Origin of the sequence: Dendronalium phyllosphericum CENA369 (genome assembly GCF_016056275.1) — a bacterium.
Classification (GTDB): Bacteria; Cyanobacteriota; Cyanobacteriia; order Cyanobacteriales; family Nostocaceae; genus Dendronalium; species Dendronalium phyllosphericum.
Genome location: NZ_JAECZA010000019.1, coordinates 3,099 through 20,232, shown reverse-complemented (window position 1 = coordinate 20,232; position 17,134 = coordinate 3,099). Strand labels below are relative to the sequence as shown.

General features: G+C 40.8%; 15 protein-coding genes. 7 read left to right on the top strand and 8 right to left on the bottom strand.

Annotation, left to right across the window (positions count from 1 at the left end):
* Positions 1-5: 5 nt before the first annotated feature.
* Together I8752_RS07285 and I8752_RS07280 are read right to left on the bottom strand one after the other, a co-directional pair.
* Positions 6-431: a response regulator gene (locus I8752_RS07285; RefSeq protein ID WP_214431645.1), complete on the bottom strand. Its 426-nt coding sequence runs from the start codon at positions 429-431 to the stop codon at positions 6-8.
* Positions 432-570: 139 nt separating this feature from the next.
* Positions 571-2,505 carry a GAF domain-containing sensor histidine kinase gene (locus tag I8752_RS07280; protein WP_214431644.1) on the bottom strand — a complete coding sequence of 645 codons (1,935 nt, stop codon included), beginning with the start codon at positions 2,503-2,505 and terminating at the stop codon, positions 571-573.
* Between the two features lie 92 nt (positions 2,506-2,597).
* Here I8752_RS07280 and I8752_RS07275 point away from each other — a divergent pair, with 92 nt between their 5' ends.
* Positions 2,598-2,837, top strand: coding sequence for a hypothetical protein (locus tag I8752_RS07275; protein WP_214431643.1), 240 nt, complete (start codon positions 2,598-2,600; stop codon positions 2,835-2,837).
* A gap of 4 nt (positions 2,838-2,841) precedes the next feature.
* On the opposite strand, the gene hisG is transcribed toward I8752_RS07275, so the two are convergent.
* The gene (gene hisG, locus I8752_RS07270; protein WP_214431642.1) at positions 2,842-3,486 is read right to left on the bottom strand and encodes an ATP phosphoribosyltransferase; all 645 of its coding nucleotides are present in this window, start codon (positions 3,484-3,486) and stop codon (positions 2,842-2,844) included.
* 75 nt (positions 3,487-3,561) lie between these two features.
* Between hisG and rppA the strand changes: the two genes are divergently transcribed.
* Positions 3,562-4,260 carry a two-component system response regulator RppA gene (gene rppA, locus I8752_RS07265; RefSeq protein ID WP_214431641.1) on the top strand — a complete coding sequence of 233 codons (699 nt, stop codon included), beginning with the start codon at positions 3,562-3,564 and terminating at the stop codon, positions 4,258-4,260.
* Between the two features lie 51 nt (positions 4,261-4,311).
* Here the strand turns inward: rppA and I8752_RS07260 are convergent, their stop codons facing one another.
* Positions 4,312-5,349 carry a 1-acyl-sn-glycerol-3-phosphate acyltransferase gene (locus I8752_RS07260; RefSeq protein WP_214431640.1) on the bottom strand — a complete coding sequence of 346 codons (1,038 nt, stop codon included), beginning with the start codon at positions 5,347-5,349 and terminating at the stop codon, positions 4,312-4,314.
* 213 nt (positions 5,350-5,562) lie between these two features.
* On the opposite strand from I8752_RS07260, the gene I8752_RS07255 reads away from it, so the two are divergent.
* The 3 genes from I8752_RS07255 to I8752_RS07245 all read left to right on the top strand — a co-directional run bounded on the left by I8752_RS07255 (position 5,563) and on the right by I8752_RS07245 (position 9,420).
* Positions 5,563-6,594: a hypothetical protein gene (locus tag I8752_RS07255; RefSeq protein ID WP_214431639.1), complete on the top strand. Its 1,032-nt coding sequence runs from the start codon at positions 5,563-5,565 to the stop codon at positions 6,592-6,594.
* A gap of 269 nt (positions 6,595-6,863) precedes the next feature.
* The gene (locus tag I8752_RS07250; RefSeq protein ID WP_214431638.1) at positions 6,864-7,355 is read left to right on the top strand and encodes a hypothetical protein; all 492 of its coding nucleotides are present in this window, start codon (positions 6,864-6,866) and stop codon (positions 7,353-7,355) included.
* A gap of 199 nt (positions 7,356-7,554) precedes the next feature.
* The gene (locus tag I8752_RS07245; protein WP_214431637.1) at positions 7,555-9,420 is read left to right on the top strand and encodes a serine/threonine-protein kinase; all 1,866 of its coding nucleotides are present in this window, start codon (positions 7,555-7,557) and stop codon (positions 9,418-9,420) included.
* A gap of 161 nt (positions 9,421-9,581) precedes the next feature.
* On the opposite strand, the gene I8752_RS07240 is transcribed toward I8752_RS07245, so the two are convergent.
* The 4 genes from I8752_RS07240 to I8752_RS07225 all read right to left on the bottom strand — a co-directional run bounded on the left by I8752_RS07240 (position 9,582) and on the right by I8752_RS07225 (position 14,906).
* Positions 9,582-11,927 (bottom strand): two-partner secretion domain-containing protein, encoded by a 2,346-nt coding sequence (locus I8752_RS07240; RefSeq protein WP_214431636.1) that lies wholly within the window; start codon positions 11,925-11,927, stop codon positions 9,582-9,584.
* A 318-nt stretch (positions 11,928-12,245) separates the two neighbouring features.
* The gene (locus I8752_RS07235) at positions 12,246-12,734 is read right to left on the bottom strand and encodes a hypothetical protein (RefSeq protein ID WP_214431635.1); all 489 of its coding nucleotides are present in this window, start codon (positions 12,732-12,734) and stop codon (positions 12,246-12,248) included.
* Between the two features lie 435 nt (positions 12,735-13,169).
* A complete protein-coding gene (locus tag I8752_RS07230) occupies positions 13,170-13,457 on the bottom strand; it encodes a hypothetical protein (protein ID WP_214431634.1) in 288 nt (95 codons plus the stop codon).
* A 621-nt stretch (positions 13,458-14,078) separates the two neighbouring features.
* Positions 14,079-14,906 (bottom strand): carbohydrate ABC transporter permease, encoded by an 828-nt coding sequence (locus I8752_RS07225; RefSeq protein ID WP_214431633.1) that lies wholly within the window; start codon positions 14,904-14,906, stop codon positions 14,079-14,081.
* 177 nt (positions 14,907-15,083) lie between these two features.
* Here I8752_RS07225 and I8752_RS07220 point away from each other — a divergent pair, with 177 nt between their 5' ends.
* Together I8752_RS07220 and I8752_RS07215 are read left to right on the top strand one after the other, a co-directional pair.
* Entirely contained in the window at positions 15,084-15,779 is a 696-nt protein-coding gene (locus I8752_RS07220) for an aldehyde oxygenase (deformylating) (RefSeq protein WP_214431632.1), read from the top strand.
* A 118-nt stretch (positions 15,780-15,897) separates the two neighbouring features.
* A complete protein-coding gene (locus tag I8752_RS07215) occupies positions 15,898-16,917 on the top strand; it encodes a long-chain acyl-[acyl-carrier-protein] reductase (protein WP_214431678.1) in 1,020 nt (339 codons plus the stop codon).
* The last annotated feature ends 217 nt before the right edge of the window (positions 16,918-17,134 follow it).

The window sequence follows — 17,134 nt, the reverse complement described above, 5'->3', positions numbered from 1 at the left end:
TGCCATCACTCCGGTGGCAGTTTTACGATCGCAAACCAGAAATGTTCTATGGATTGTACAATTTTAACGAACTGATCGAAGTCAACAGGTTTAGTTATATAGCAGTTCGCAGCCAAGTTATATGCTTTGAGAATATCTTCCTCTGCTTGAGAAGTAGTCAGAACAACTACAGGGATTCGCCTGAGAGCAATATCGGTTTTGATTTCTGCCAGTACTTCCCGCCCGTCTTTTTTGGGTAAATTTAAATCGAGCAGTACAAGATCCGGGTGCGGTACTTTGGTATATTTTGCTTGTTTGCGCAAAAATGCCATTGCTTCTACGCCATCTTCAACCACATTTAGGTTAATTGAGATTTTGCTATCTTCCAGAGCGAGCCGCGTGAGTTGAGCATCGCCAGGATTGTCTTCTACTAACAAAACCTCTATAGGCATAATTGTTGATGTGTTATTCACGATAGTCGATCGGACTGGGATTGGGAAACTCGGAACCCTTAAAGGGGATTAGGGGCAATGGATAATGGATTATTGGGGACTTAGTACTAGGTACTGGAGTGAAAAATTTAAATTTTTTTCAAATCCCTAGTCCCCAATCCAGCGCAGCGCTTTCCTTTGGTCGATCTGGAATTGTGAAGTAGAAAGTCGAGCCTTGACCCGGTTCTGACTCAACCCAGATACGGCCACCATGCCGCTCTATAATCTTCTTACAAATTGCCAAACCAATTCCAGTTCCTGGGTACTGACTTCTTCCGTGTAAGCGTTGAAATATTACAAAAATACGTTCGGCATACTGTGCTTCTAAGCCAATTCCATTATCGCGCACTGAGAAGAGCCATTCTGAATGCTGAGGAGCCACTGCGTTGCGGGGGTTCCCCCCGTTGAAGCTAGTGGCGTTGCTGAGTTCTGAGTGCTGAGTGCTGAGTGCTGAGTTCTGAGTTAGAAGTTGTTCCCCATCTCCCCCATCTCCCCCAGCCTTCTCTCCTATCCTGACTGCTCCAATATGAATTTTTGGTGGCTGTTCTGTGCGAAATTTGATTGCATTGCCAATCAGATTTTGGAATACCTGTGCGAGTTGTGTAGGATCGGCCATGACTACAGGTAAAGGATCGATTACGATCGCTCCGCCACATTCTTCAATGGCAATTTTAAGATTTGCGATCGCCCGCTCGAAAATAACTTGACAATCAACTTGCTCAAAAGGTTGTCCGCGGGTACTAACACGAGAATAGTTTAATAAATCGTTGATTAGGGTCTGCATTCGGCGTGCCCCATCTACAGCGTAGTTAATAAACTGTTCGGCGTTGCTGTCTAGATGACTTTTATATTTTCGCTCTAGTAGCTGTAAATAACTCGTTACCATCCGTAATGGTTCTTGCAAATCATGGGAAGCTACATAAGCAAATTGTTCTAATTCTGCGTTGGAACGAGTCAGTTCTACACGTTGGCGGGTTTCTTGTTCCAACATTTGCGCTTGGGAAAGGGCAATACCAATTTGATTTGCTAGGTGTTGTAATAACTCCAGTTCAAAGCTGCTCCAGTGTCTAGGTGTGGCACATTGATGGGCAACAAGCAAGCCCCAAATACCATCTCTGATGAGAATTGGCACTACGAGGTTAGCTTTGACACCAAATTGCCGAAGAAATTCTCGGTGACAATCTTGGATATCAGCAGTTTCAATGTCTACAATTGCACTTACCCTTCCTTGGCGATATTTCTCTATGTAGCTTTCCTTAAAGCAGGGGTCGAGAATGTTTTGTCCTAAAACCACAGGCCAACCTGGTAGTACCGCCTCTTGTACTACCATACCTGAACCATCAGTGTGAAGTCGAAAAACCAGCACTCGGTCAGCGTGTAGTAGTTTTTGTACCTCAGTAACCGTAGTTTGGAGAATTTCCGGCAATTTTAAAGATTCACGAATTTTCAGGGTGATTTCGGCAAATAATTGCGATCGCAGGTGTTGTCGTTTTAATTCGGTTTCTGTTTGCTTGAGTTCTTCTGCAAAGCGGGACACTTGTGCTAAATTACGTCTTAGCTCCATCTGGCTAATCACTTGGCGGCTTAAAGCCTGAAGTGCGTTCATTTGTCTGTGGTTGAGTTCCCGTGGAGTTTGGTCGAGTACGCAGAGGGTTCCGACAATATCTCCTTTGGGAGTCACTAAGGGTACACCTGCATAAAAACGCGCATAGGGATAATCAGTTACTACCGGATTTGTTGCCAAATTTCCATCAGCTAGCGTATCTGGAACCACGACAATATCTCGTCGCTCTAGACACAGGTAAGATAACCCTATATTACGGGGCATTTCTGATACATCTAAACCTAGTTTTGCCTTAAACCACTGACGGTCTTCAGCTATTAAATTTACTAATGCTATAGAAGTACCACAAATAAAAGCAGCTAACTGAACAAGGTTGTCATAAGGTTCTTCAGGTTCAGTGTCCAGAATTTGATATTGGCGCAGAGCTTCAAGTCTCTGAGCCTCGTTATCAGTATTAAATTTAGATTTCATTAATTTTTATTAAAAAGTGTTAAAAAGGTTTATTAAGTATTTTGAATGCTCAAAGCCTGGCTAAGTCTTTTTTCGGTTAAGGAATTATCCCTTTGCTTGCGACTTTGCAGGGGATTTTTGAGATTTTTACTAAAGGATACATGCACAATGGCAAAAGTACTCGTCCCCAACTTTTCTCCAACTTTTGCGATCGCAGTAATTCTAGTGTAGACAAATTCAAGACTGATGCACTTGAAACATGGATGAGGGGAGTGGCTTGGAACTTGAAACTTCAGGTTGATGGGCGCAAATGTCAGCCTACGAATCACTTTCTCATCTCCCTCATCCCCTGAAAAATTAAACTGGTATCAAAAGTGCCTCCCGTAACTTGCTAATCAAATCGCTGAGATTACCTGTGTTCAGGCGATAACTCAAGGGATGAGCAATCAACCGTGCTGTACTTTCATATAAAGTGGCAATTTCAATCAGGCCATTTTCCCGCAATGTCCGCCCTGTAGAAACTAAATCTACAATTGCCTCTGACATCCCTGTAATTGGGCCGAGTTCTACCGAACCATACAGCGGTACTATTTCTATAGGTAAATCCAAATTTTGAAAATATTCACGAGCGCAATTCACATACTTAGAAGCAACTCGACCGTGAGGCGGCAAATCTAAAGGTGATTTGTAAGGACTTGATGCTTTGACAGCCACCGACATCCGGCAATACCCAAACTGCAAATCAACCAAGTGTGCAACTTGGGGCTGTTTCTCTCGCAGTACGTCATAACCGACAATACCTAGTTGTGCCTGACCATACTCTACATAAACAGGGACATCCTGTGCCCTTACCAACAGAGCTTTTGCTTGTCCGCTAGCATCAGGAATTTGAAGTTGGCGAGTTCCCGAATCTAAAAAAGCACTAAAATCTAATCCTACAGCTTGCAGCAGGCGGATGCTATTTTTGAGTAGTTCCCCTTTTGGCAATGCAACAGTCAGCATTCTTTTTCTCAGTGTCCTTCGTGACTTGGCGATTGATTATATTGAGAATATCTCTATATGCTTACCATAAGCAGTATGAGAATTTTATTAGTTGATGATGAAGTTGAATTAACTGAGCCTTTGAGCCGTTTGTTAACTCGTGAAGGTTACACTGTGGATGCCGCTTATGATGGGACAAGTGGCAGCGAACTCGTACAAGCAGGCAATTACGACTTATTAATTTTAGATTGGATGCTGCCAGGAAAGACGGGGTTAGAGATTTGTCGGCAATTGCGCCGTCAAGGCAAAACTACTCCCGTTCTGTTTCTTACAGCTAAAGATACTTTAGACGATCGCGTAGAAGGTTTAGATGCTGGTGCGGATGACTATTTAGTGAAACCTTTTGAATTGCGGGAATTGCTAGCTAGAGTTCGGGCTTTATTGCGGCGTTCTGGTTCACAAAGCTATGAAATTACAACTGGAAGGTTGACTGTAGCTGATTTAGAACTCGATTGCGAAAACCAAATAGCCTATCGCCAAGGCCGGATAATTGAACTGTCCCAAAAGGAAAGCCAGCTGCTGCAATACTTTATGGAACACGCCGGACAGCTTTTGACTCACGCCCAAATTTTGCAAAATCTGTGGCAAGATGGCGAACAACCAAATAGCAATGTCATTGCGGCATTAATTCGCCTGCTGCGTCGTAAGATTGAGGTCGGTAAAGAAACTCCATTAATTCACACTGTTTACGGTAAAGGCTATCGCTTTGGCGCTGCCTCATTAGAAACATACTAATTCGTAATTGAGATATATAGGAAAACGCTTGTCTTCAGTTTTCCTCTCTACTCATTGCCTTATGGTTTTTATAGTATTCAACAATTGATTAATTTGAGTTTGCAGTTTTTCTCGCAATTGTTGTGCTTGTTGATAGAGTGCTGTACGGTCTTTTACGGAATTAATATCGTTTTCTAAAGGCTGGATGAAGTAACGCAGGCGGGTTTTCATTGCCCAAACTCCCATTGAGGGAAATAAAATCAAGGCAATCATCAAAGGCGATACAGGTAAGAATGGTAATTTGAATAATCGTTGCAATTTTTTGAGATTAACAGTCCAAGGATGTAATGATTCGCTACCGATGCAGAGAACTGGGAGAATGGGAATGTGATAGCGATCGCTTAACTGCATAAAGCTGATATCAAACTTTTGCAATTGATAGCGTTGACTCCACCCTTTTAAGGGGCCGCGTAAACCTTCTGGTGCGTATAAAATAGTTTTATCTTGGGCAACAGCTGCTTCAAAATCGCTTAACTCTGCCCGCACACCACCTAAAACTTGCGACCATTTAGGTGGCAACCACCAAATCATCCAAGGATGCTCAAATAATACTGGACTTGCTAAGGGTTGCACTGTCCATCCTCGTGCTTCGCCTAATAAATAACCTAAAGTGATAAAGTCCCAAGGAAAACACATCCCTGCATGATTCATTGCCACAATCATCGCTCTTGTTTGTGGCAAGTTCTCAATTTGTTGTAATTCTCCGCGAAAATAGTATTTAACGATCGCAGCTAAAATTTCTTGACTAAAAGCTTCTTGATATTTGGGATTAAATTCACCAATTTCTCTGCGAGGCGAACGACAACCCAAACGCAACCATCGACTTAATAGTGCTAGATAAAATCCAAACGGAAACAAAAATAACCCGTATTCTAGCCAATTCCAACCATCGGGATCTTGATGATAGTGCTGCCAGTGGCGATTGAATAAAATCAGCCAGCCAGGAGGATACCAAAGGCAAAACCAATCAAACCAGCTAAATTTATAGCCTGCGTCTGATATTTTTTCTAATTCTGTATTCAGGAGGTTTTCGGAATGTTGATTAATCACAACAGTGGTGCAGATTAGGCAACAATATAGTTGAGTGTATATCCTAGCTTGATAATTTTACTTTTGGCATCCTACTCGATACAGAAACAATCCTTATCTAGTAATAAAGTAATAATTGATATAAGTAAATTAGCTGAAATTTAAGTTTATCTCTCCACCGAAGCACTCAGATTGTGGCATAATAAGCCGGTCGCATACACTAAGCCATCAATCGTGCCAGATACCGATTCTATCAACGACCTTGCTGCGGCTCTGCAACAGCCTGCCGACTTAACCTTTGAATTACCAGATCCAGAAGACGAACAAATTCCAGAGTCAGATTTTCAACAGCAGCTTGATGTAGCTTGGCAAGTATGCGATCGCTTCGATTTGCAAACGGAAATCTGGCGGGGGCGAATTTTACGCGCTATCCGCGACAGGGAGAAAATGGGTGGCGACGGTCGAGGTACTGGTTTTCTCAGATGGCTCAAAGAACGGGAAATTAGTAAAAGTCAGGCTTATGCTTGGATTCAACTGGCTAATAGTGCTGATACTCTCTTAGAAGAAGGCAGACTCGATCCAAGTGCAGTGAATAATTTTAGTAAACGGGCCTTTGTCGAAACCTCTAAAGCAGCCCCAGAAGTGCAACAGATGGTAAGTGAAGCCGCCCAAAAAGGCGATCGCATCACCAGGCGGGAAGTGCGTCAACTCACCGACGAATGGACGGCTATGTCTTCGGAGTTGCTACCCGAACCAGTGAAAATAAAAGCAGCAGATAATACCCTTCCTCCACGCTACATTGCTCCTTTGGTGAAGGAAATGGAGAAACTGCCAGAATCGCACCAAAAATTTATCCAAAAGGAAATTGCCGCTAATCCCGATGTTGACACCCTCAAACAAGTAACTACTGAAGCACGTCAATTAGCAAAATATCTCAAATCTGCCGCCCAAGTCCAAGCTTTAGCGCAAGAAGATGTTGATATCGAAACAGCTTTAGAAGAAGCGCAAAGAGTTGGCTGTTTGAGTGTAGCCGCTGACTTGGTAAATCAAGCCTCGCAGATCGAACAAACTATTGCCAAGTTATACATGACTTGGAAACGTATTGGTAATTTAGCAGACAGGCTGTATGTGGATACCGGTGCAAGTACGCCAAATTTGCGATCGCTTCTCACTTGTATCGAACCCCTTGGTGGTGAAGTTATGGAACTGCAACTAAGTGGTACTACCGAACATACTGTCCGCCTGCAAATCCAAGAGACTAATTAGAGAAGCTTGGCTGCAATTAAGGCTATTAATGATTATCTGCAATATAGGGGAATTCAAAAGTTTGTGAATTCTTTATAATTTTGTTGTTCTTTATGGAGCGATCGCATTACCTTATATGCAATAATTTTCTCTAATAGTATCCGCTGAAACACTGATATAAAAATCACTTTTGTGCAAAGGAGTAGAGGTGTAAAAGGTAAATAAAAGTATATAAATCTTTACGTAGCCCAACTGTTAAGAGAAATTCTAAATATGGATTACATAAAAATATGAATCAAACTAAATTTTCTCATGTAATGCCTATTTGGAAATTTTGCACTTTATATGTTTTTACTTGGGGAATTTATCAACTGCCTTGGGCACATAAGCAATGGCAATTTATTAAAGAACGCGAACATTTGAACATTAGCTCTTGGTTTCGGTCTTGGTTTTTGCCTTTTTATTTGTACAGTTTATGCCAAAAAGTTTTTGCTTTAGCTGAAGAACAAGGATATAGAGTTAAAGCTTCACCTTTTCAGGTGACACTATTTTATTGGATACTTGTAGTATTAGCAAGATTACCAGAACCCTGGTGGCTAATATCATTATTTAGTTTTATTCCCTTGTTAACTGTTGTGAAGGCACTTAACTATTACTGGGAACAGCAACAAAATTTGCCAATAAATGAATCTTTTACAGGTAGGGAAATTGGGTGGATGATATTTGGTGTAGTTCTATGGTTGTTAATTATCATTGATTTTTTGAGTAAAAATAATATATAAAACTCCTATATTATTTATGTTAAAAAATGCTTTTTGACAAACAATGAAATAGACAAAGTAAGAATAAATCAAGAATTTCACGAATGATTTAAAATTGCTACATGAGAATAGTGTATTAAATAAGGTATTATCAAATTGTTACTATGTTTAGCGAATTGATAGAGGCTTCATAATACTCCTGCTAACTACCTGCCAAAGTATGACTTACTGCCTCAATCCCGATTGCTATAAACCCCAGAATCCTGCTAATGCAAATTTTTGCCTTAACTGCGGGACAAAACTACTGCTAAGACAAAGATATCAAGCTATCAGTCAATTGGGTGAGGGTGGATTTGGCAAAACTTACCGTGCAGTCGATAAAGATAGATTAAATGAAGTCTGCGTAATTAAGCAATTTTCTCCGTCGCCAGAAATTCAAGGAAACTCGCAAGCGCTAAACAAGGCAATTGAACTATTTAATCAAGAAGCAATTCGGCTATACGAACTAGGAAAGCACGATCGCATTCCCAATCTCCAAGCTTATTTTGAACAAGATAAACGGCTGTATTTGGTGCAAGAACTCGTTGATGGCGAGAATTTATTAAATGAATTAGAAAGTCACGGAACTTTTAATGAAAGCCAGATTTGGCAGCTTTTAGCCGATTTATTGCCAGTGGTGAAATTCATTCACGAACATGGAGTGATTCATCGAGATATCAAGCCGGAAAATATTATGCGTCGCCAAAGCGATCGCGCCTTAGTATTAATTGATTTTGGAGTTTCAAAACAAGCAAGCGGTACAATTATCAGCGGCGCGCGGGGTACAATGGCTGGTACGCCAGGGTATGCCCCAGACGAACAAATGCGCTTTGGCGAAGCCTATCCAGCTAGCGACCTCTACTCATTGGGTGCGACTTGTTTGCATTTAATGACGGGAATGCATCCTTCTAATCTCTACAATGCTTGGGAGTCTCGCTGGTTATGGCAAGAACAGCTATCGAGTGCAGATATAACCATTAGCAACCAGCTAGTGGCAATTTTAGATAAACTACTCAAAGACCGAGTAGGCGATCGCTATCAATCAGTTCAGCAAGTCCTACAAGATATTAATAGCAGCAATTCACCTGCTGAGGTTCCGCCCACAATTATAACTAAACCACCGAAAACAGCGCCGAGAATTCCAGGTTGGCGATGTATTCACACTCTCACAGGTCATGCGGCTTCCGTGCGTTCCATCGCCATTAGTCCGGACGGTCAAACCATTGCCAGTGGCAGCGATGACAATACAATTAAGCTGTGGCATTTAGACAATGGCAATCTTAAGAGTACCCTGACTTTGCCATCGGGATTATTGAAACGCGAGACAACTTGGTATACTTCCATAGTCTTTAGCCGCGATGGGCAGACAATCATCAGCGGCTGTTTGGACAAATCTATCAAGGTGTGGGATTGGAGTAGCGGCAAACAGCTTCGCAAACTTAAAGGACATTCCGATCGCGTAAATGCGATCGCCCTCAGTCCAGACGGTCAAACTTTAGTCAGTGGCAGTCGTGATAACATTGTCAAAGTCTGGAATCTACCCACCGGGCAACTAATTCGCAATCTTACCGGGCATTCTAATTCAGTTCACACCCTAGCCATCAGCCCTGACGGTCAAATACTAGCTAGTGGCAGTTGGGACAACACAATTAAAGTTTGGAACCTACTCAACGGCAAACTCATTCGCACCTTTACCGGACATTTAGACTGGGTTTATAGCGTTGCCATTAGTCCAGATAGTCAAACTTTAGTTAGTGGCAGTCGAGATAAAACAATTCACCTCTGGCATCTAGAAAGCGGCACAATGATTCGTAGCCTAGCTGGACATTCTGACTGGGTGAGTGCTGTTGCCGTTAGCCCGCAAAATAATCTCTTGGTTAGCGGTAGTCGAGACAAAACCATCAAATTGTGGGATATGGGCAACGGACAACTAATTGAAACACTCACTGGACATTTAGATTTAATTCATGCGATCGCTTTTAGTCCAGATGGCAGGAGCATTATTAGTAGTAGTAATGATGGTGCAATTAAGATTTGGCGATATTGACTTGAGGTCAGTTGTCAGTTGTCAGTGGTCAGTTGTCATTCCTCTTGCTCGCTCATCTCCCTCATCTCCCTCATCTCCCTCATCTCCCTCATCTCCCTCATCTCCCCTTTGTCTTTGCGTCACTCTTATCGTAACCATTTAGCTGGACATGATATCACTCCCTAGCGAACCGCACAGGATGCAGGATTTAGTGCTGGGCTATGGGGTATTGTGGTGGGTGCTTGGGCGACAAGAACCACGTTACCATTGCTATCCAAAACCCATCCTTGAGCTTCTACAATTGGAGTAGAAGCATTGGTAGATTTGACTTTTGGTAACATAGCTTGTGTAGTTGGTGATTTACTGACACGATTCTCATCCAGCGTTTCTGGTGAAATCCAATCTGCTAGCACCGCATCACTCATCAATGCATCTGTGGGACTAGATTCTATTCCTCCACGCCCTATAGTAGTAAATGAAGCCCTCGCTGTCTTTCCAGCATTACAGCCAGCAGCGATTTGCCTTGAAGCATCAACTACATTTTGGGGTAGTTCCACTAATCCTTGACTGGGATCGATATCTGGTGAGTTAATTTCTACCGAGCCACTTAAAGAAGGGTTTTCCTGAGAAAACGCCGTAATGTCATTGGTTGGTACTCTATTGGGGTTGAGTTCCTCTGGTTTATTGGTGCTTAATATATTTGCTAAGTTAGCGCGATCGCGTTGCACAAACCCAAATAGACTATCAGCGTTGATTGTAATCTGACCGCCAGAGCCAAAAAAAGCATTGGCTGTAATATCGCTATTGTTCAAAGGAACCGCGAATATTAAACCATTAGGTGCATCAATTTTGATGTTACCGCCATTCCCACCAGTGCCTGACTTACCTGAATTAGTTGATATTTGACTATCACGGCGCATCAATAATAAGTCTCGAACCTGTAGAGTAATATTTCCGCCCTGACCTGACTCACTATTAGATGTGAGTTTTCCTTTGTTGTCTAGCTGAATAGAATTAGCGGTTACATTGAGTTCGCCTGCTTTCCCTAAATTACTTGCATCTCCCAAGTAGATAAAGATAGGTAGTGGGAGTTGACTACTGACATTGATTGCAGCCCCGTCTCGAACAGTCAATTTTCCTGTAGTGATTGTCACTTTTCCAGCTTCTCCAGAACCTAGAGTTCTAGCCAACAAGCTGCTAGGAGAACCTGTTGGTGAGGTTCCAATTAGCTCTACAGATTCGGAAGCTGTGATATTTAAATTTCCTCCTTCCCCTGTGGCCGGTTGAAATAGCAAAGGAGGAGATGAGTTCAAAAAATTGCCAGTAGATCCTGATGATATTTCTGCTCCATTTTGGATACTCAACTTCGCAGTATTAATCGTAAGGTTTCCCGCGTTCCCATCACCAAAAGTTGTACTCAACAATGCGCTAATAGTGTTTCGTAAAGTAGCACTACCGATTAACTGTACTGACTCATCAGCATCCACAATCACACTTCCTCCTGTTCCTTTACCTGTGGTAGAAGTGCCAACTTGTGCACCATCTTGAATAATTAATTTTCTGGCAGTAATATTTAAGTCTCCACCATTTCCAATACCTTTTGTCTGACTTCTTAAGCGTACAAGACGACCAATAAGTTCTACGGAGTTGCCTCGCACCTGAACACTACTACCATTATTTTGGCTACTGCCATCTACGATAGAGCCAACTTCAGAACCATTAGCAACTCGCTGAATAAGCTTAATATTTTGGTAATTCTGCACACCTTCATATCCTAGTACCCAACCCTGGTTAGTTGAGTTGAGCGTAACTAAGCTATTACTAGCAACGCTTCCTAATTCAATGTTTCCTGACTCTACTGTTAAATTTCCTCCCTCCAGTACTACATCACCGCCTAAAAGCATCAGAGTATTGTGTGGTTTTACTTGTAGACCAACGGGTTCACCGAAAACAGTGGTTGCACCACCTGGACTAGCTTGGGATTGATTGCGGATAGGATTTGCAGTTGCTCCAAACTGTAAACCAACGGGAATACTCATTGTTAGCAAAGTTGTAGCTTGGGGAACTGTGGTACTAAACTTAGTACCATCGGCAAAGTTAACACTAGTCGCTGTGCTTGCAATAAATGAACCACCAATGTCTAAAGAAGCATGGGAACCGAAAATAATTCCGTTGGGATTAATTAAAAATAGATTGGCTATGCCATCTGCTTTCAGGATGCCTTCAATATTAGAAATAGACTTGCCCGTTACCCGACTAATAATGTTTTGAATATCTCCGGTATTTTTAAAGTAAGCTGTAATCCCATAAGGTACAGAAAACTGCTCAAAACTGTGAAACAAATTGTTTCCACTCCGTGTTCCACCTTTAATATTTAAAATCTTTTCTTGTGTTGTAACTTGAGAATTAATAGGTAAAGTGGCATCCTGTATAACTTGGGCAGTAGCAGAGTTGACAGAAAAAATAATTGCACCGCCTATTGTAGCTCCTGCTCCTAACCTTTGAAACCAGATCAAAAGATTACTCATACGTACATATTAAACTATTCAAAAGAAGTACCAGTTAATGAGTAATAGTGGTGCTAATCTAATGTTAAGTATAATATTTTAAAATATAGTAATTTGCAATTCGCTATTTACCAAAATTTAGTTAAGCTTGGTATTATCATATTTTTCTTAGATATTCTTAGTCTCGGCGTTTTTTATGACTTTTTAACTACTTCTCAATCAATTGTAGCGATCGCTACAACGGCAGCGATCGCTGCTGTGAATTCCCTGTTCAGCAAATTCATACATAGCAAGCTTTTTGCGCTTTCCTATCCGTCGAACTCATGTTACAGTTAAGGCTTACCGCCCACAAGGAACCCAATTTTGCAGTTGTACTGACCAGCAATCCGCTATTAGAATGGGCTTTGATGGAATTACTATTGAATCATCGGTAATTTGTTTATTTTCACCATCTTTTTTGTCTAGAATTTGCTCTGAGCCGTAGTTTTTGAGTAACTTGTTGCAGTTAGAGTAATTTAGATTTTGTGGGGAAATTGTCGGACTAAAGTTTATATTATTGACAAAGTTCGGAGTATTGACCGTACTGACTACACACGAACCGTCAAGGTTTACAAAAGAGTTGAAGTGGGCTGTGCTTACAGAGCTAATTTTAAGGATATTCTCTCCTAAGATATTATCCTTTTCTATCCTGTTAATTTTAGATTGATTCAAATTATTAAATTGAGTAGTATCTGGGTTAATTATAGCAATAGCAGAGTTTCCATAGAAAGCTAATAAACCGCAAATTGCTACTCCTACACTTTTTACCCGAAACAAAATATTACTCATACTTGAGATTACACCTTTTCTCAAAATTGATAACTGTTGAACAGAACTTACATCTGTAACAATTTTATTAATGTAGAGTACATTGAAATTGGTAATCTCTATTTTATTTATTAATAAAATTTAACATAAAACTATATTTCACTTAACTAAAAATAACGATTATGAACCACAATATTTTTTACTTAACGGTTGAAATCTGGTTTAATTGGAATTAAAATTAAATTTTATAACATTAATAATAAAAAATTCGTTTTTTATAGCGGCATTATTACTTTTTCTCAAAATCATGCAATATCATCTATTAATTTATAAATATACTTGTCCTATCTGATTTGCAAAAATTATTTTTTGTACTATCTACCAAAACAGAAAATTGCTGATAATTTAAAGAAATAATCTTACAAATCATTTAGGACATACATATTTAAAGGTTTATTAACAAGGAATTACAGTTCCATTAGGCAACATACAATCCAAAAGCACAATATGCTTACCTGGAATTTGTAGTGAATGATTTGTCTCACTCAAACTGGATTGATTTATTTGAATACTACATTGAATTTTCAAGACATTCTCTTCTGATGAAATCCCATATTTTTCTCCTAACACCTTGCTTATATTAGAATTTTTCAGTGCCTCACTTATTTCCTGCTGTATCTCGTCTTTGAACCGATCCAATGTTTGAGAATCAACGACTATTTGTTGTGATGTTTGAGATTCCATGAGTTTTACTTTCCTTACAGACTGATAGTTGTATGAACTTATATGTAATCTAGGAATTAACGTGAATTCTATGAGTCAATTCTGGTAATTAAAGAATATAGAGTTTAGAGAATGACCAAAGAAGTAAACTTCTCAAGCTTCCTCTAATTCACACTTAATTAATTACTCAATCTGGCTTGTAAGAATTACGCAGTCTTTAACAAAGCTTTATAATTTTTTGCTGAAGTTCTCAAGGTTTTCACTAGTCTGGCTGCTAAACGTTCTTTATTCAAGAGGATTCAGTAATTGATACCTCTCTAACTTTCATACTTCCAAGCCTGTTTGACAAACTCACAGACTCAGCTCTTATCTTCACCACATCTTTATTTACGAAACTCAGTGCTGAGTGCTGAGTCACCGAAGTTTGCTCAACGGGGGGAACCCCCGCACGCAACTTCTCGCTGAGTAACAAGCACTCTTCATTTGTTACTTTCCCTTGAGTGTTGATTACTCGCGTTCCAAGGTTAACGATACCTGGGCCAAATACTGCGTCCTACGCATCCAGATGGCTTGGACATTATCTACTGAATTAGATAGGTAGTTAGCAACATAAAAGTTACAAAATATTGCCTCTACTCTTCACTAATTCTTAATACCCGTAGCCGCAATTCCGCGAATAAACTGACGCTGACCGATAAGAAATAATACCATCACCGGAACCGTGGCGATTGTTATCGCCGCCATCATCAAGGGCCAATTATTTGTAAATTGTTCTTGAAATTCTGCCAATGCCAACTGCACAGTTCTTAATTCTGGGCGGGTTGTGAATACCAAAGGCTTAAATAAATCGTTCCATTCTCCAATAAAGGCGAATAGAAACAGCGTTACCAAAGCTGGACGTGCTAAAGGTAACATTACCCGCCACAAAATTTGTAATCGGTTCGCCCCATCTATGGCTGCGGCTTCTTCCAATTCCACAGGAATTGTCTGGAAATACTGACGTAACAAGAAAATGCCAAAGCCGTTGACAGCAGTCGGTAAAATTAGCGCCCCGTAGGTGTTTATCAAGTGTCCCCACTTCAGTACCAAAAAAATCGGTATCACCAACAACTGAAAGGGAATAACTAAAGTTGCCAAGACAACTAATAACAGCGCTTGCTTGCCGCGAAATTTCAGCCGCGCTAAAGCGTAACCTGCTAATGCTGAAGTGACTATCTGAAAGGCAGTCACAGCGATCGCCACTACGGTAGAATTAGCAAACGCCAGCAAAAATTTACCTCGCTGCCATGCATCGCGGTAATTAGCTAAAGACCAATTATTTTGCGGAAAAATTTCTAAGGCGTTTCCTGGAGGTGTGAAAGAGGTGATGAATACCACAAACAATGGTAATAAAACAATAAATGCTCCTAGCAGTAGGACTCCTAGGCTGAAAAAATTGGCTAATTTCAGATTCCAGTTTTCTTGAGACATGAGTTGAACTTCAAAGCATTTATTTCTCTAGTACTAGAGCATCGCCCCCAGCAACAGCTAATCTATAACATAGGAACTTGTTAAGTTAAATTAAATCACAGTACTTATTACCTTGAATTCATCAGGTAAATTAAGTTCTGGTATCAAATGATTCAGGTTTACAGGAGTAAACGTACTATGCAGCAGTTAGCAGGCGAATTGGAAATTGATTTTAAAAGCGAAAAATACAAAGATGCTTACAGCCGTATAAATGCGATCGTGATTGAAGGGGAACAAGAAGCCCACGAGAATTACATCAAACTAGCCGAACTGCTGCCTGCACATCAAGACGCATTGATTCGCTTATCTAAAATGGAAAGTCGCCATAAAAAAGGCTTTGAAGCCTGTGGGCGCAATCTTCAAGTAGAACCTGATTTGCAATTTGCTCAAAAGTTTTTTGCTGGACTACACAGCAATTTTCAAAAAGCAGCAGCAGAAGGTAAAGTCGTCACTTGCTTGTTAATTCAATCTTTGATTATTGAATGTTTTGCCATAGCAGCATACAACATTTATATACCCGTTGCTGATGATTTTGCTCGGAAAATTACTGAGGGAGTCGTCAAAGATGAATACAGCCATCTTAACTTTGGCGAAGTTTGGTTAAAAGAAAATTTTGCTGAATCCAAAGTTGAACTAGAAGAGGCAAATCGCCAAAACCTACCAATTGTTTGGAAAATGCTCAACGAAGTAGCAGACGATGCCCAAACTTTGGCAATGGAGAAAGATGCTTTAGTGGAAGACTTTATGATTCAATACGGAGAAGCTCTTAGTAATATTGGCTTCACCACTAGAGATATTATGCGCTTGTCAGCCTACGGACTCACAGCCGCCTAGCAAAATTAGGAGTGAGAAATTATGAGTATTACTCCTCACTCCTGTACGGGCGAACGGTCGTTCGCCCGTACTAATGATTACTCGCTTTCATCGCAGCACACGCCTAGCACATCACTACATGTTTGGTCTAATTGGACATCTGACGAGTTTAGAACACGCTCAAGCGGTAGCTCAAGAGTTAGGCTACCCAGAATATGCCGATCAAGGTTTAGATTTTTGGTGTAGCGCCCCGCCACAAATTGTCGATAATATTACCGTTACCAGTGTCACTGGACAAACAATTGAAGGACGGTATGTAGAATCTTGTTTTTTGCCTGAGATGCTGGCCAATCGCCGCATCAAGGCAGCAACGCGTAAAATACTCAATGCCATGGCCCATGCCCAAAAGAATGGCATCAACATCACTGCTCTGGGAGGGTTTTCCTCAATTATTTTTGAAAACTTTAAATTAGAGCAGTTTGGCCAAGTCCGCAATATTAAACTTGAGTTTGAACGTTTCACCACAGGAAACACCCACACTGCCTACATTATTTGTCGGCAGGTAGAACAAGCTTCCAAAAAGATTGGAATTGATTTGAAGAATGCGACGGTTGCTATCTGTGGGGCAACTGGGGATATTGGTAGTGCAGTTACACGCTGGCTAGATGCTAGAACAGATGTTAAGGAACTCTTGCTGATAGCCCGCAACCAAGAACGTCTCATAGAGTTACAAGCTGAACTGGGGCGAGGAAAAATCATGACTTTAGACGAGGCACTACCCCAAGCTGATATTGTAGTTTGGGTTGCCAGTATGCCTAAAGGCGTGGAAATAGATGCCAATATTTTGAAGAAACCCTGCCTGCTAATTGATGGAGGGTATCCTAAAAATTTAGCTACTAAAATTCAGCACCCTGATGTCTATGTGTTAAATGGTGGTATTGTAGAGCATTCTCTAGATATTGACTGGAAAATTATGAAAATCGTCAATATGGAAGTGCCAGCACGCCAGTTATTTGCTTGTTTTGCCGAATCAATGTTGCTGGAATTTGAGAAGTTATATACGAACTTTTCTTGGGGGCGCAATCAGATTACCGTAGACAAAATGGAGCAAATTGGTAAAGCATCAGTGAAACACGGATTTAGACCGTTGCTGGTTTAGGGACTGGGGATTGGCGACTGGCGACTGGCGATCAAGACTAGGGACTAGGGACTAGGATATAATTCCCTTGCCCCCCAATCTGAAATTCATAATCCCTCATTCGTCAGCCTTTATCACTTATGCCCAATTCCTTATGCTAAGTACCTAATACCCAATCGCTAACTATTAGTACCTAGTACTGTTTCTTAATCCCCAGTCCTCAATCCCCAACCCCTAA

What these genes read in the sequence shown, in the direction of transcription:
- I8752_RS07285 (WP_214431645.1), bottom strand. Translation starts at nt 431, where the DNA reads ATGCCTATAGAGGTTTTGTTAGTAGAAGACAATCCTGGCGATGCTCAA.
- I8752_RS07280 (WP_214431644.1), bottom strand. Translation starts at nt 2,505, where the DNA reads ATGAAATCTAAATTTAATACTGATAACGAGGCTCAGAGACTTGAAGCT.
- hisG (WP_214431642.1), bottom strand. Translation starts at nt 3,486, where the DNA reads ATGCTGACTGTTGCATTGCCAAAAGGGGAACTACTCAAAAATAGCATC.
- rppA (WP_214431641.1), top strand. Translation starts at nt 3,562, where the DNA reads ATGAGAATTTTATTAGTTGATGATGAAGTTGAATTAACTGAGCCTTTG.
- I8752_RS07250 (WP_214431638.1), top strand. Translation starts at nt 6,864, where the DNA reads ATGAATCAAACTAAATTTTCTCATGTAATGCCTATTTGGAAATTTTGC.
- I8752_RS07245 (WP_214431637.1), top strand. Translation starts at nt 7,555, where the DNA reads ATGACTTACTGCCTCAATCCCGATTGCTATAAACCCCAGAATCCTGCT.
- I8752_RS07240 (WP_214431636.1), bottom strand. Translation starts at nt 11,927, where the DNA reads ATGAGTAATCTTTTGATCTGGTTTCAAAGGTTAGGAGCAGGAGCTACA.
- I8752_RS07235 (WP_214431635.1), bottom strand. Translation starts at nt 12,734, where the DNA reads ATGAGTAATATTTTGTTTCGGGTAAAAAGTGTAGGAGTAGCAATTTGC.
- I8752_RS07230 (WP_214431634.1), bottom strand. Translation starts at nt 13,457, where the DNA reads ATGGAATCTCAAACATCACAACAAATAGTCGTTGATTCTCAAACATTG.
- I8752_RS07225 (WP_214431633.1), bottom strand. Translation starts at nt 14,906, where the DNA reads ATGTCTCAAGAAAACTGGAATCTGAAATTAGCCAATTTTTTCAGCCTA.
- I8752_RS07220 (WP_214431632.1), top strand. Translation starts at nt 15,084, where the DNA reads ATGCAGCAGTTAGCAGGCGAATTGGAAATTGATTTTAAAAGCGAAAAA.
- I8752_RS07215 (WP_214431678.1), top strand. Translation starts at nt 15,898, where the DNA reads ATGTTTGGTCTAATTGGACATCTGACGAGTTTAGAACACGCTCAAGCG.